Genomic DNA, 15784 nt, shown 5'->3' with positions numbered 1-15784 from the left:
GCATTTAAAGCTGCCATAGAGGGTATACAATTTGCAGTAAGTCATGCTAAAACAACTGTTGGTGTTATAACTTCAGGGGGTTTTTATGCTAAGGAAATAGAGAAATTGCAGAAAATATTAAATGGTGAAGAAAAATATGATCCATCTAACGCTCCTTTCTTTATAAAATTATTGCAAGATCCTGATACAAAAACATTTCTTACTCAAAATGTCGAAATAATTAATGGATTAGTGGAAAATCTTGCTCCAATTCTTACCAAGATTGCATTAAAAGAGTTGGGGAAAATAGATGAGATACAAAAAGATTTTAACTCTAAAAAGGATGATATACAGAAATTACCGGAACTAGACAAAGAATTACAAGAGCTAAAATCATCTACAATAAGAAAAGAATCTAAAATTAAAGAATTAGAAGAAAAAATTGATTCTTTAAAATCTCTACAAGCCAAGTATGATAGGGCTATTTTATTACAAGAATTAAAGAAAGATGGTTTTGATGAAAAATATATAAATAGTCAATTGTTACCTATTGTCAAAAATACCGTTATTGAGATACTTAAAAATCCTGAAAATATTATAGAAATTGTACAGCTAACTGCCGATAGAGCTTTATCTGACGATCCTCAAGTAAAAAAAGATTTACTTGCTACAATATTAGATAAAATAGATCTTAGTGTACTTATAAAAAATGATATACTATCTAAATTCTTAATTAATGATGGAGAAAATATAGCCAAAGCATTGCAAATAATCGTTGGATCAAATACAGAACTGCAGGGAACGCTTAGTAGCTTAGGAATGGAAAAAGAATTATTACCGGAAGTAGTACCTGTACTGTCAGAACTTATTGGTAACGTTTTAGCAAACCATGCAGGGGTTAGTAATATATATGAAGCTTTAAAGCCAGTTATATTGGATGATACTGATGATAAAATACGAGAGGCTAAAACTATTTCGGAAGTAAGTCATTTAGATAAACAAGGGGGAGCTAAAAAACTTGCTATTGTTAAACAGTTACCTAATATTTTGTTACAAGATGCAACCTTAACAACACTAAAAGAGAGATTGCCGGATGTTTTAGCAAAAAATAAAACAGAGATTGCCAATATTGCTGTTCAAGTTTTGCCAAAATTGCTTGAAACACTAAAGAGTAATGCTGAATCTTTAGCTCAAAGCAATACTCAAAATTTAGAGAAGGAGGATATTTATAAAGTAGTAGTATCACCTATTGTTCCAATGCTAGCTAATGTGAACCCTGAATTTTATGGGAAGGTAATTCCTATAGCTATTGATGTGCTACAAAATACCATGAAAGCACTAAGTCTAGAGCAAATAAAGGAACTCTATCAAGATATACAAACAATAACTCAGGAAACTGGTGATATTGAGTTGAAAGATCAAGCTACAGAAAGATTAATTAAACAATTTATAGGATTACTTGAAAATGCAGATGTCCAGAAAAATATAAAGGAGGATTTGCCAAATTTACTTAGAGCAAATACAGAAGCTATCAAGGCTATAGTTAATAATATTAGCAATAATAATCCCCAAATTGCAAGATATGGTGTACCACAAGAATTGATAGATGCTACAGTGCCATTAATTGTCGATATAGTGTCAGATGGTCTTAGTACAGTGCCAGAGCTAGTTAGAATTAATAGTAATTTAGCTAAGTACCAAAATGAAGCTAGTAATGAAACTAGTAATGAAGCTACGCTAGAAATTTTGTCTAATATAATTGATGATGTAGGTAGAATTGCTCAAAATATTACTCCTCTATTAACTCAGAGTATCCCTGCTTATTTACAACAAAATAAAGATACTATTTTAGCAGTTACAAAAAATGTAACTGAGCAAAAAGAGGTTAAAGCTAGCCTAGATCCTGCTGGAGTTAAACCTGAGCTAGTATTAAAGATGGCTGAGTTAGCTATTGATATTGTCCCACAAATATTACCAATAGCAACTGATTTGGTTAATGCTACTTTAAAAGATAAAGAGGGGGTAACAACTATTATTACTAAAATTCAAGACCTAGTAAATAGTCCTGAACAAGAGAAAATTGCTCAAGCTTATATCTTAAAAACATGTTATAAGTAGTTGTAAGAGGGTGACTTGAAGCAATCTAGACTGAAATAGTCGTGAACAGAATAAGTACCCTCTATCGTTAAGTTTGCTTTGAACAAATTGCAGAAGGTACTGCAGTACAGTAGCCTTGCACAATAAGATGAAGGAGATTATACTATGAAAAAAATAATAGGTCTAGATGTAAGTAAAAAATGGCTTGATGTATGTATATATATTTCAAACAGTAAACCGGAATATCATCGTTTTGCAAATGATAATTTAGGTCATGAAGAGCTTATAAAATTAACAAAAGAGCAAAAAATTGAGCTAATAGTGTGCGAACCCACAGGAGGCTACGAGGATGAAATTTGCCAAAAATTATATAGTAATGAGCAACGGATTCATAAGGTAAATACCTATAGTTTTAATTCATTTAGTAAGTCAGTAAATTTTTGTAAAACGGACAAGCAAGATGCTTTTAAATTAGCGTATTACGGTGATAAGATGCAACTTACAGCAAATTATATACATCAAATTGAATCAGAAAATTTGAAGAGATATCAGCAAAGACGGGAAGATTTAGTATTGATGCTTAGTAATGAAAAAAAGAGGTTGCATAATAGTGTCGATGGTATTGACAAAGAAAGCATAGAAACATTGATGGGATGCTTACAAAAGGAAATATCTAAAATTGATGATAAATTAAATGAGATAATAGATGGATCAGAAGAACTACAAGAAAAAACAAAAATATTAGAAACTGTACCTGGCATTGGCAAATGTCTAGCTAGTAAATTAATTAGTTTTTTACCTGAGTTGGGAAATAAAAATTATAGCGGCAACGAATTATCAGCTATGGTTGGAATAGCGCCATATGCTCGAGATAGTGGTAATAAACAAGGTCGAAGATTCATTAGAGGAGGCAGAAAGATACCACGAGATGCACTATATATGGCAGTACTAACAGGTAAAAATGGCTTTCAATATTTAAAAGCTTTATATGACAGACTTATTAATAATTTTAAACCTAAAAAAGTTGCGACAGTAGCTTGTATGCGTAAATTACTGGAAGTTTGCCATAAGCTTATTCAACAAAAACGTGTATTTGTTGTTAATCAATAATATTTTTTATTTATATAAAATACAGATAAAAAATATTTAATTTTTTTAAAAAGATAATTGCTGTTACAGTAGCAGATTCTATTTTAGATTTTATAAATAAACCAGAAAATGCAGATGTGAGGAAAATAATTGATAAAGATATTCCAAATTTTCTTAGCAAGAATGCTGACCGATTTGGTGCTGTAGTTGATGAATTTCTCAATACGACAGTTGTGGGTAGGAATTTAAAAGTAAAAGGTCAGGAAATTATTGAGTTAGCTAGCAAAAAGATACCAGATTTAACAAAGATAGCCGAACAATTTAAGACTGGTAATTATAACATGGTTATGTTCGGGATATTCAAATTATTATCTGACAAGAAATTACTAGGAATAGTATCAGAAACATTAGTGGAAGGGGCTAGATTCCTAATACAAAGAAGTTTTACCTCACTGAGAACACGTAGACAAAAATGGAGTGAATCTTTAGGCAAAGTTCGTTTTAGTTTTTCTGATAAAGATTCTCAGCAGAGTGTTCAGCAAAGTTCTCAGCAAATAGATGAAGGGAAACTTGATTTAAGTGAGTTACTTCAACAACAAGCTGATGCCACCAATATTGGTACAATCTCAAAAACTGTAGAATATTCTCTAATAAGTAAAGATTTCAGAGGTTTGGTTTTTGACAAAGAAAATCCGATACCTACTGAAAATGTTATAATTAATGGGTTTAATTTTGATAAGGCGATATTTAAAGAACGTTCTTTTCAAAATAGTGAAATTAGCAATTGCTCTTTTAAAGGAGCTATTTTTAAAGATAAAATTAGTTTTGAAGGGGCAACTATTGATGCAAAATCTTTAAAAACTCTTTTGCCTGCAATTAATAAATATAATAAAAATCATGCAAATAATAAAATAACTTTAGATAATGTTAAAATTGTTGGTGATATAAGTGGGCTAACATTTAAAGATATTTCTATGAAAGGCACGGATTTGACTGAGGCACAATTTACTTCAGAAGACTCTAAGTCTAAGAGCAAGGCAATTAGTAAAGCTACGTTTGATCAGGTTAGTTTTGACGAGAAAACGAAATTACCTGAACATAAAAAAGATGTTCAAAGTGAGGCTAGAAAAATAGGTAAAGAAGCAACCAGTTATGTGGCAAAGAGTACTAAAAGCAAGAATAGTGCAATGGCCATTAATGATATAAAGGATAGTGTATCTAAACATGTTGTGCCAAATGGGACATCTAACAGCGATATAAAACATTTGCCATCTCCCAAGTCTAAACAAACAACAATTACTGGAAGCGTAATATAAGGTATATGTTAATCTTAGCCTAGCTAGAAGCGATGTATTAAATTATAAAACCACTTGACATGGTTTTTCTTATAGTTTAGGTTGCTTAGAAATGAACATGGGTATTAAATGGATGCAGTAAATTCTTCTTTCAATATGTGGAATAGGGCTAGAAATAGTAAATTTAGACACGTTGTTTGGCCTATTAGATCTAATGAGTTAGTAAAGTTTGTACCTATGGCTTTACTAATGTTTTGTATTCTCCTTAACCAAAATCTAGTACGTAGTATCAAAGATAGCTTGGTAGTGACATTAATTAGTACGGAAGTTTTAAGCTTTATAAAACTTTGGGGTGAGATGCCTATGGGTGTCTTATTTGTCATTCTTTACTCCAAACTTTGTAATATTATGACAACTGAGCAAGTGTTTAGGATAGTAGTATCTTTTTTCTTGGGATTTTTCATATTATTTGCTTTTGTGTTGTTTCCATACCGGGAATATTTTCATCCAGATCCTGAAGTAATAGAATATTATGTTACCGTACTTCCACATTTAAAATGGTTTATCATTATTTGGGGAAAATGGAGTATTGTGTTATTTTATATAATGGGGGAGTTGTGGCCAGTAATTGTATTTACACTATTATACTGGCAACTTGCTAATAAGATTACCAGTATTGAAGAAGCCCCAAGATTTTATACGTTTTTTTCCTTATTTGGTCAAACTAACTTACTAATATCTGGCAGTATAATTATATATTTTGCCAAAGGTGAACATTTTTTGTTACCTCTATTTTCCCATCTTAACGACAAAACAGAAATTCTCCTTAAATCGTTTATGCTAATCATTATAATTTCCGGTCTAATTTGTTTAATCTTGCATAGATTTGTTGAATTGAAAATTATAGAAACTACTAAAAATATTAGATTCAAAAATAAAAGAACCGATATACTAAAACTAGGGTTACTTGAAAGCAGCAAAATAATTTTTACATCTAAATATTTAGGAATTATTTGTGTATTAATGATTTCATATTCCATGACAATCAACCTAATTGAAGGATTATGGATGTCTAAAACCAAGCAATTATACCCTAGTACCCAAGCATTTATATCTTACACTGGTGAGGTGTTTTTTTGGACGGGAGTACTTACTTTAATTTGTGCTTTTCTAGGTAGTAGTTTAGTTAGAAGCTGTGGTTGGTTTTGGGGAGCAGTGATCACCCCTATCGTAACACTGTTATCAGGTATGATGTTTTTTACCTTTGTTGTACTAGAAAAACCTTTGCTGGCAATTATGACCGGTCTTAGTTATCTTTCTCCATTAATGATCATTGTTTTTGTAGGTAGTTTGTGGCATGTTTTAGGGAAAAGCGTAAAATATTCATTGTTTGATTCTACTAAAGAAATGGTATATATACCTCTTGATAATGAAATGAAAACTAAGGGAAAGGCAGCAGTAGATGTACTTGGATACAAAGTAGGAAAATCTTCTGGAGCAATTATTCAATTTGTCTCTTTCAGTATTTTCCCAAATGCTGTACATAACGATCTAGCTGGTTTTTTGATGGTTGTTTTTCTTGTTGTTTGTGTAGCTTGGATTTTGGGTGTAAAAGTCTTAAATCGATATTACAAAAACTTACTAAGGTCTAACAATTATAATCCTTAAGGTTGATTATTTGTGCTGTCTTAATATCTATATTAGAGTGGGAGGTAGCCACAATAACTCCACCATTATTTGCTTTCAAAATAATCAAGTTATATAGTAATTCTTTGTTTTCTTGATCTAGGTTTGCTTCTACTTCATCTAATAGCCATAAATTTGACTGGCAAGCAATGAGTTTTGCTAAGGCAACTTTCTTTTGGTTACCAGCAGACAGCTTGTAACATTTCTCATGCAAAATATTATGTAACTTGAAATAGTATATCGAAGATTCTAAAGCTTCAAGGGAATCATAAATTGTAGACCAAAATTTTAGATGCTCTAATACAGTTATTTGGGATTTTAATCCAAGATTATGTCCAATATAATTACAATAAGGTTTCTTTAAATATTTACAGTTCAATGATCTATACAAAACATTGCCACTTGTTGGATTTTGTATATTAGCTACAATTCTAAGTAGTGAAGTCTTCCCGCAACCATTTGCTCCCTGTAAATAAACTATAGATGATGGTAAAAAAGTCATACTAATATTAGTGAAGATAGTTTTTTCGTCTATAATAAGAGTTAGTTGTTCAAATGACAGCATTTATACGATTCTAAGAAAGTTTTTATATAATTTACTTCAAATATTTATTTTTTCAAGTTAAGTTAAATGAAGCCCTTAGTGGTAGGTATTTTTAGTGTATACTTGAATTTTAAAAAATTGGAGGAACGGGAATGAATCCTGATTATCTTAAAGAAATATCTGTAGGAGATACTCTTTATAAAATTTTTGATATAAATAAAGCAGCAAGTGATATTAATCTTGAGTTAAAGCGTCTACCTTATAGTTTAAGGATATTATTTGAAAATGTCCTTCGTCTAACTGGTAGTAAAGAAAACTTGTTACTATTTAAAGAATGGCTTAAGGCTAGAAAATCCGATGCTGAAATACCGTTTATGCCGGCTAGGGTACTAATGCAGGATTTTACCGGAGTCCCTGCTATTGTTGATTTAGCTGCTATGCGTGATGCTATAAAAAAACTAGGGGGTAATCCATTAAAGATTAATCCTCTGATTCCGGTTGACCTTGTCATAGATCATTCTGTACAAGTTGATTATTATGGAACAAGTGATGCGTTTGCTAAGAATGTCAAAATGGAAGTAGCACGCAATCTAGAGCGTTATGAGTTTTTGAAATGGGGGCAAGAAGCATTTGATAATTTTAGAGTAGTACCTCCAGGAACAGGAATCTGTCATCAAGTTAATTTGGAATATTTAGCCAATGTTGTGTGGAGCAAACAACAAAATGGTGTAACTTTCGCTTATCCGGATACATTAGTTGGCACAGATAGTCATACTACGATGATTAATGGTTTAGCAGTTCTTGGTTGGGGAGTTGGGGGAATTGAAGCTGAGGCAGCCATGCTTGGTCAACCTTTATCAATGATTTTACCAGAGGTAATTGGCTTTAAGTTAAGTGGTTCTTTAAATGGTATGATTACTGCTACAGATTTGGTGCTAACAGTTACCCAAATGCTAAGAAAGAGAAATGTAGTCGGCAAATTTGTTGAATTTTATGGAGATGGGTTAGAATCACTTAGCTTGGCAGATAGGGCGACTATATCAAATATGGCTCCTGAGTATGGTGCTACTTGTGGGTTCTTCCCAATTGATAATGAGACTATAAAATACCTTAATTTTACAGCTAGAGATCAAAATAGAATAAAGCTAGTAGAGCAATATGCCAAGCTACAATCATTATGGTTTGATCCAATAATTACTCCAGAATATACTGATATATTAGAATTGGATTTATCCGCTTTAGAATCTTCCCTAGCTGGTCCAAGACGTCCACAAGATAGGGTTAACCTAAAAAATGCTGCTAGTAATTTTAAAACTGAACTACCTTCTCTAACTAGAGGTGATGTTGATATTGATAAAAAGTACTCTGTTGATGAGCAATATAGTATAGGACATGGTGATGTCGTAATAGCTGCAATCACAAGCTGTACAAATACTTCGAATCCTACTGTGATGATCGGGGCAGGCTTGCTTGCTAAGAAAGCAGTAGAACTTGGGTTGATGAAAAAACCATGGGTTAAGACTTCATTGGCCCCTGGTTCAAAAGTAGTAACGGAATATTTAAAAAAAACTGGACTTGACCAGTATCTAAATAATTTAGGTTTTAATCTTGTCGGCTATGGTTGTACTACTTGTATAGGCAATTCTGGTTCGCTTATGCAGGAAATAGAAGAGACTATTGCCGGGAACAATCTTGTTGTTGCTTCGGTGTTATCTGGTAACAGGAATTTTGAGGGAAGGATACACCCTTTGACAATAGCTAGTTATTTGGCTTCTCCTCCCTTAGTCGTTGCTTATGCCCTAGCAGGTACTATGAACATTGATCTTGAAACTGACGTGATAGGTAAAGGTCATAATGGTAAGGATATATATCTTAAGGATATTTGGTCAACCCACCAAGAGATAAAAGAGTTAATAGATCAATCTATTAACTCTAAAATGTTCAAAGACAAATATAGTGAAGTATTTTTAGGTGATAAAGAGTGGCAAGATATTAAGGTAACTAAAACCGATACTTATAATTGGAGTAAAGATAGTACTTATATCAACAATCCTCCTTATTTTGAAGGTATTGAACATATATCTAGTAGCTTGCACGATATAGAATCTGCTAGAATATTAGCTATTTTTGGCAATTCTATTACGACTGATCATATATCTCCAGCCGGCAATATTAGTAAAACAAGTCCTGCCGCTAAGTATTTAACTGAGCATGGCATTCTACCTCTCGATTTTAACTCTTATGGATCACGGCGTGGCAATCATGAAGTAATGATGCGAGGCACTTTTGCCAATAATAGGATAAAAAACGCCATGTGTCCCGGAATTGAAGGAGGGGTAACTATAAACCAACTAGGTAATCAAGAGAGTATCTATGATGCTGCAATGGATTATAAATCTCATTCTGTGCCTTTAGTAATTTTTGCAGGTAAAGAATATGGCTCTGGTTCATCAAGAGATTGGGCAGCAAAAGGTACTAGTTTACTTGGAGTAAAAGCAGTAATTGCTGAAAGTTTTGAAAGAATTCATAGGTCAAATTTAGTGGGTATGGGTGTTTTACCGCTTGCTCTTTCTTCTTCTACTGTAAATGACTTAAAACTTGATGGTTCTGAGTATGTCACCATTACTGGCTTGAGTAATGAAATAACGCCTTATGAGCAACTTAATTGTATCATAAAGAGAAAAAGTGGTATAGTTGAGACTATCAAAGTAATATTACAAGTTTTTACAGATAATGAGATAGACTATATAAAACATGGTAGTATAATGCACTTAGTGGTTAAGAATTTTAGTAGACTTACCTAGTTGTCATTGCGAGGAGTCACTTTAGTGGCGACGAAGCAATCCATAAAAGTGATTAGAAATGGATTGCCACGACCACTGCGTGGTCTCGCAATGACCTTAGACACGCTAATTTTAAAGAGATGAACATGGATAAGGAGATTAAGAAATACATAAATGCAGGGAAAACAAACCTTATAGTAATTTATATATTATTTCTGTGCGGAGTAGTTGCACCATTATTACCTATTATTGGAGCAGTTTTTGCATATATTAATAAGGATATTAAAGATAGACTTTTAGCTAGCCATTACACTTTTATATTACGTACTTTTTGCATAGGATTTATTGGTATTATAATATCTATGATAACCACTATAATACTAATTGGTCCGGTGTTATACGCATGCTTGTTTGTTTGGTTTATATTAAGAATCGCTATAGGTCTCAAATATTTGTTGAATGATACAGGACATCCAAACTATATGACTTACTGGATAAAATAATGTTTATTGAAACCGTACTTGGAAAGCAAACTAAATATGCAGATTTGTATGACAATAGTTTACTATACCCAATCAGTCGTAAATTTGCTAGAGATAGTTTACAGATAGTAGGTTCTTTGCCGTTTAATGGATTTGACATTTGGAATTGTTATGAAGTTTCTTGGCTAAGCCCAAGTGGTAAACCTGAAGTAAAAATATTGGAGTTCATGGTAAGTTGTGAGTCGCCTAATATTATAGAATCAAAATCACTAAAGCTTTATTTAAATTCTTTTAATAATACTAAGTTTGATAATAGAGAGCAAGTAAAGGAATTAATTGTCCAGGACTTAAGTTTGATATTTCAAGCACCTGTAACTGTTTCTATAAAAGATTTAGAATCATATGAGGGAACAAAGCTGCAGTCCTTTTCAGGCATAAATTTGGATAGGCTGGAGGTGACAATTACTAGTTTTGAGACTAGTCAAAATTTGCTAAAATTATCTGAAGACGATACGCAAGTAGTAAATGAAGTACTATATTCTAACTTGCTAAAATCGAATTGTTTAGTTACTAACCAGCCAGATTGGGCATCGGTACAAATTAGTTACAGAGGCAAAAAAATTGACCATAGTTCTTTATTAAAATATTTTGTATCATTTCGTAATCATAATGAGTTTCATGAACAATGCGTTGAGCGTATTTTTTGTGATATTAATAAGTTTTGTACTCCCGATCAATTAACTGTTTATGCGAGATATACAAGACGTGGTGGCATAGATATTAACCCTATACGCTCCAATTGCAACCTAGAGGTTACAAAACTTAGTAATATAAGACATATTCGTCAATAATAATGCTTAGTGGTAGTATCAATTTAGAGTATATTTATATTAAACTCGATAATCAAGTTTTTTAGAATTATTAAAAAATACGTCTATTAGCGAGGAGACCGTAGGTCGACGAAGCAATCCATATGACAAGCTTCATGGATTGCCACGCTCACATACGTTCGCTTGCAATGACGGTTAAGGAAAAGCTTGATTATCGAGTTAAAGTGGAGAAAATATTGGAGAAAATATGGGCAAAAATAAGTTAAACTCGAATAAAAAACTACCTCCGGGTGTTCAATTAAAGGACAATTCAGATAGTTCTGAAATGAAATCTGAAACAATAGACAATTTGGTTAGTCAATTATCGAGATTATCAAAAGAGTATACTGATATAGTAAATTCTGCAATTTCTAAAAACTTAGCAGTTGTTAATAATCGTATTAGAATAACCGAAGATATATTTAGTCAACTCTTATCATCGATGAGTAAAGGAATGCAGGATAATGTTGTACTTACTAAAGATTTGTTGAAATGTAATGGGTTACTAGATTTAGCTTTGTTACAGCGGAAAATGTTTGAAATATATTGTACTAATATGATGAATTCTTCCATTGAGGTTGCTCGTAATATACGAAAATTTGAATAGGTAGTAAGTTTGGCACAATTCCAAAATTGAGGTTATTTAAGAGTGTTAGATGTTTGAGCAATTACTTGATTTTTCTTCTATATATTTTATTATGCAAGGGATGGTAGTAACACTGAAATACAGTATAGTTTCAGTGTTATTAGGGTTGATTATTGGTATCTTACTAGCAATTTGTAAGGTAAGTAAAAGTTGTGCGTTAAGACTGTTTGCTAATTTCTATACATCTATTTTTCGTGGTACTCCGTTACTTATACAACTTAGCATAATTTATTTTGGTTTACCTAGTGTAATTGGCATTAAGCTTGGTGTCTTCGTTGCTGGTAGCATAGCTTTCTCATTAAACTCCGGGGCATATGTTTCGGAAATAATTAGAGCTGGAATTAATAGTGTTGATAAAGGACAGATTGAGGCAGCTAAAGCATTAGCTATACCCGAGAGATTAATGATGAAAGATATTATCTTGCCCCAGGCCATAAGAAATATCTTACCTTCACTGGTTAATGAGCTTATTAATTTAATCAAAGAATCATCGATTATATCAATGATCGGTGAAATGGATTTAATGCGTAGAGCTCAATTAGTATCGCTTGAAAGTTATACTTATTTTACCCCTATGTTAATAGCAGGACTTTGTTACTATGTTATGGTAATAATTATCAGTAAATTAGCTAAAATTATTGAGAAAAGACTAGTAATTGGAGCTGAGTAGGATTTATTGATAATATGTACTTAAGTGAAATATGTATAAAACGTCCGGTATTTGCAACAGTGTTGAGTCTAGTGGTTGTTATTTTAGGGGCGGTATTTTTTACTAAACTACAAATTAGGGGTATTCCCGATATTTCTTTTCCTGTAATAACAGTATATGCAAATTACCCTGGGGCAGATGCTCTTTATATGGAGAAAGAGATAACAACTCGTATTGAAAAAGCACTAAAAACTGTCAAGAACCTTGATACTATCACTTCACAAAGTACTACAAGTAGCAGTCATATAGTTTTAAGATTTCTATCATCGGTTGATATAGAAACAGCCTTAAACGATGTTCGGTCTAAAATCTCTGATATAAGTTATATATTTCCCCAAGGTATGAGTATGCCTTATGTTGCTAAGATGGATGCAGATAATTTCCCTAGTTTGTATTTAAGTATCAGTAGTGATGTATATGATGATTTACAATTAACCCAAATTGTTCAAGATAGCGTAAAAACCATTTTAGAAAAACTTGAAACAATAGGTCAGGTTGAGATATATGGTGCGAAAGATTACTCTATGCGTATAGAACCAGACCCGGTAAAATTATATCAGCATAAAATGTCAGTGTTAGAAATTGAGAGTGCTGTAAAAAAACAAAATATCTATTATCCAGCAGGAACTATTAAAACAGCTGCACGTGATTTTACTGTAAGATTAGATGGCTCTTTAAGTAAACCGGAAGAGTTTGAAAAAATTATACTAAAAGTGAAAGATGCTAATATATTAAAGTTACGAGATATTGCTAAAATATATTTAGCCCCTCCAGATACTGAGGTAATTTTTAGATATAATGGCAAAAGTTCGATAGCACTTGGTCTTATAAAACAATCGAAGGCAAACATACTTGATTTATCCAAAGAGGTTAGATATTTACTAGATAAAATAAAAAAAAATCTACCTAAGGGTATAACAATTGATATAGCCCATGATTCATCAATTCCAGTTAGGGCTTCAATCAGATCAGTATTCTTCACTATCATGGAAGCACTAGTTTTGGTTATGGTAGTAATATACCTGTTCTTGGCATCAGTAAAAATCACCCTCATACCATTTGTAACTGTTCCGATATCATTAATTGGTACGTTTATTGTTATGTATTATTTAGGATTTTCTATCAATATATTTACCCTTTTAGCAATGATATTAGCTATTGGTTTGGTAGTAGATGATGCAATAGTAATGTTAGAAAACATTTTTAGGTACAATGAAATGGGGCATTCTCCTATAGAAGCTGCCTTTCTTGCATCTAAGGAAATTGGTTTTGCCATTGTAGCGATGACTATAACACTTGTTTCAGTATTCTTACCAATAGGTTTTATAGATGGATTTATTGGTAAGTTATTCATTGAATTTGCTTGGACCTTAGCATTCTGCGTTTTATTTTCCGGTTTTGTGGCGATTACTTTAACGCCAATGATGGCAAGTCGAATGATTAACAAAAATGTTCAACCTCCTTTAAGGTTTTTAGTTAAATTTGATCAGTTCATTAAATTAGTACAAAGCAAGTATTTGTACTATTTAGATCTTGCTCTTGATCATAAAAAGAAATTCTCACTTATTATTGCACTATCTTTAGTTGTACTAGTTGTTAGTTTTATTTTTGTCAAAAAAGTTTTTATTCCTCAGGAAGATGATGGTTTCTTAGAAGTTTTCTTCTCTGGTCCTCAAGGTTCTAGTATTAAACAATCAGAAAAAATAGTAGCAGAAGCTGAGAAAATACTTAGTCCTCATAAAGATATAGCAGGTTATTTGACAATAATTGGCTCTGGAGGTAGTAACAGTGCTTTTGCTTTCGTACCTCTTAAAGATTGGAAGGAAAGGTCAATGTCACAAGAAGCTATAAAAAATATGCTTAATAAGCAATTTCAACAAATAGCGGGAATGTCGATTTTTGCTCAAAATCCACGTTCGTTGGTTAGTGGTGATGCTAGGAATGCTGTCGAATTTACTTTACAGACCTCACTTGAATATGATGAGTTAGATCAAATATCACAGAAATTTGTTAATAGAATGAAGAAAGACTCAGTTTTTATCAATGTGGGTAGTGATTTAAATTCTTCTATGCCGACAATTGACGTAATTGTTAACCGAGATAAAGCTTATCTGCTTGGTGTGAGTTTAGAAAATATAGGAATAACATTGCAATATTTGCTGGCAGGAAGAAAAATTGGTGATTTCAGAATGGGCAATAATCTCTATGATATAACTATGCAATATAACCTAAAATACCGTAATAGTACCGATCATTTTAGTAAGATACTGATACCAACCAATAAACCAACTAATAATTTGCTGCCATTAAGTGTAGTTGCTAATATGGTTGAGAAAGTGTCTATTGAGTCTTATAACCACTATAATAATTCTAGATCTGTAACGATTTCGTCAGGTTTAGCTCCAAAGCAAAAAATTACCGATGCCATAAATTCGATAAATACTATAGCTGATGAATTATTGGATAGTAGCACAACTACATTAGAATATATTGGAGAGATTAAAAGAATGACAGAATCACAAAGTAATCTTATTGTTACTTTCTTATTTGCTTTGTTGTTTATTTATTTAGTGCTTTCGGCTCAATTTGAAAGTTTTACTGATCCTATATTAATACTTATTGCTGTACCATTCTCAATTACTGGAGGGGTATTAATGCTCTTAATATGTGGTAATACGCTTAATATGTATAGTAATATTGGTTTGATCACTTTAATTGGTTTGATAACAAAAAATTCTATTATGATAGTAGAATTTGCTAATAACTTAAGAGACCAAGGACTAACTGTTAGAGAAGCTGTAACTAGGGCCTCTAGCTTAAGACTTAGACCTATTCTAATGACTACTCTAGCAACTATTTTTGGGGCAATGTCATTAGTGATTAGTTCTGGAGCGGGAGCAGCCGCACAAAATTCTATTGGTTTAGTAATAGTTGGTGGAATGAGTATAGGAACTCTTTTCACTATATTCGTTATTCCAGTTTTATATCAAAGTTTTAAAAAAGGGTGATTTAAGTGAAATATCTTAGGTATACAAAATGGTTTGCAGACATAGATAAACCTAACACATATTTAAGTTTGATTACATGAAGAAAATTAACATAGCAACCGTATTTAGTGGAATTGGTGCAATAGAACACGCATTGCAAAGATTGCAAATAGACCACCATATTGTTTTTGCTTGTGATATTGATAAATATTGCAAACAAACATATTTTGCTAATTATAAAATCAACGAAAATCAATGGTACAATGACATAAAAGTACTCGATGGCAATAAATATAAAAATAAAATAGATTTATTTGTAGGGGGAAGTCCTTGCCAATCTTTTTCAATGGTTGGAAAAAGGAAAGGTCTTGAGGATGATAGAGGAAATTTGTTCTTTGAGTTTGCAAGATTAGTTGACGAAATAAAGCCCAAGATTTTTATTTTTGAGAATGTAAAAGGTCTATTATCTCATAATAGTGGTAAGACTTGGGAAACAATTGAAGAAACCATAAAAGGACTAGGTTATACATATTATAAACAAGTTTTGAATTCAAGAGATTATGGCATACCACAAAATAGAGAAAGACTATTTGTTATTGTGGTTTTTTAGAAGAACAA

At 32.1% G+C, this 15784-nt stretch carries 12 protein-coding genes; 11 read left to right on the top strand and 1 reads right to left on the bottom strand.

What is annotated here, in order from left to right:
• The first annotated feature begins 105 nt into the window (after positions 1-105).
• The 4 genes from AAHN03_RS07275 (at position 106) to AAHN03_RS07260 (ending at position 6128) form a co-directional block, all read left to right on the top strand.
• Complete coding sequence (locus AAHN03_RS07275; protein ID WP_342278638.1) at positions 106-2097, top strand: hypothetical protein; 1992 nt, start codon at positions 106-108, stop codon at positions 2095-2097.
• A gap of 144 nt (positions 2098-2241) precedes the next feature.
• Positions 2242-3186 (top strand): IS110 family transposase, encoded by a 945-nt coding sequence (locus AAHN03_RS07270; RefSeq protein ID WP_342278216.1) that lies wholly within the window; start codon positions 2242-2244, stop codon positions 3184-3186.
• Positions 3187-3302: 116 nt separating this feature from the next.
• The gene (locus AAHN03_RS07265) at positions 3303-4481 is read left to right on the top strand and encodes a hypothetical protein (RefSeq protein ID WP_342278637.1); all 1179 of its coding nucleotides are present in this window, start codon (positions 3303-3305) and stop codon (positions 4479-4481) included.
• 108 nt (positions 4482-4589) lie between these two features.
• Complete coding sequence (locus AAHN03_RS07260; protein WP_342278636.1) at positions 4590-6128, top strand: NTP/NDP exchange transporter; 1539 nt, start codon at positions 4590-4592, stop codon at positions 6126-6128.
• Here AAHN03_RS07260 and ccmA read toward each other — a convergent pair.
• Positions 6109-6711 (bottom strand): heme ABC exporter ATP-binding protein CcmA, encoded by a 603-nt coding sequence (gene ccmA, locus AAHN03_RS07255; protein WP_342278635.1) that lies wholly within the window; start codon positions 6709-6711, stop codon positions 6109-6111. The two genes, AAHN03_RS07260 and ccmA, sit on opposite strands and share 20 nt — an antisense overlap.
• Positions 6712-6842: 131 nt before the next feature.
• Between ccmA and acnA the strand changes: the two genes are divergently transcribed.
• The 7 genes from acnA to AAHN03_RS07220 all read left to right on the top strand — a co-directional run bounded on the left by acnA (position 6843) and on the right by AAHN03_RS07220 (position 15776).
• Positions 6843-9494, top strand: coding sequence for an aconitate hydratase AcnA (acnA, locus tag AAHN03_RS07250; RefSeq protein ID WP_342278634.1), 2652 nt, complete (start codon positions 6843-6845; stop codon positions 9492-9494).
• A gap of 125 nt (positions 9495-9619) precedes the next feature.
• Positions 9620-9976: a hypothetical protein gene (locus AAHN03_RS07245; protein WP_342278633.1), complete on the top strand. Its 357-nt coding sequence runs from the start codon at positions 9620-9622 to the stop codon at positions 9974-9976.
• A complete protein-coding gene (gene queF / locus AAHN03_RS07240; protein WP_410521365.1) occupies positions 9973-10806 on the top strand; it encodes an NADPH-dependent 7-cyano-7-deazaguanine reductase QueF in 834 nt (277 codons plus the stop codon). The genes AAHN03_RS07245 and queF overlap by 4 nt, the downstream gene beginning before the upstream one ends.
• Positions 10807-11032: 226 nt before the next feature.
• The gene (locus AAHN03_RS07235; RefSeq protein WP_341761188.1) at positions 11033-11431 is read left to right on the top strand and encodes a hypothetical protein; all 399 of its coding nucleotides are present in this window, start codon (positions 11033-11035) and stop codon (positions 11429-11431) included.
• A 49-nt stretch (positions 11432-11480) separates the two neighbouring features.
• Positions 11481-12140 carry an amino acid ABC transporter permease gene (locus tag AAHN03_RS07230; RefSeq protein WP_341762325.1) on the top strand — a complete coding sequence of 220 codons (660 nt, stop codon included), beginning with the start codon at positions 11481-11483 and terminating at the stop codon, positions 12138-12140.
• Positions 12141-12154: 14 nt separating this feature from the next.
• Entirely contained in the window at positions 12155-15187 is a 3033-nt protein-coding gene (locus AAHN03_RS07225; RefSeq protein WP_342278631.1) for an efflux RND transporter permease subunit, read from the top strand.
• A 76-nt stretch (positions 15188-15263) separates the two neighbouring features.
• The gene (locus AAHN03_RS07220; protein WP_342278630.1) at positions 15264-15776 is read left to right on the top strand and encodes a DNA (cytosine-5-)-methyltransferase; all 513 of its coding nucleotides are present in this window, start codon (positions 15264-15266) and stop codon (positions 15774-15776) included.
• The last annotated feature ends 8 nt before the right edge of the window (positions 15777-15784 follow it).

Source organism: Candidatus Tisiphia endosymbiont of Myopa tessellatipennis, from assembly GCF_964031105.1.
Taxonomy (GTDB): domain Bacteria; phylum Pseudomonadota; class Alphaproteobacteria; order Rickettsiales; family Rickettsiaceae; genus Tisiphia.
The sequence above is the reverse complement of the archived record's forward strand: the minus strand, read 5'-3'. Positions and strand labels throughout refer to the sequence as shown.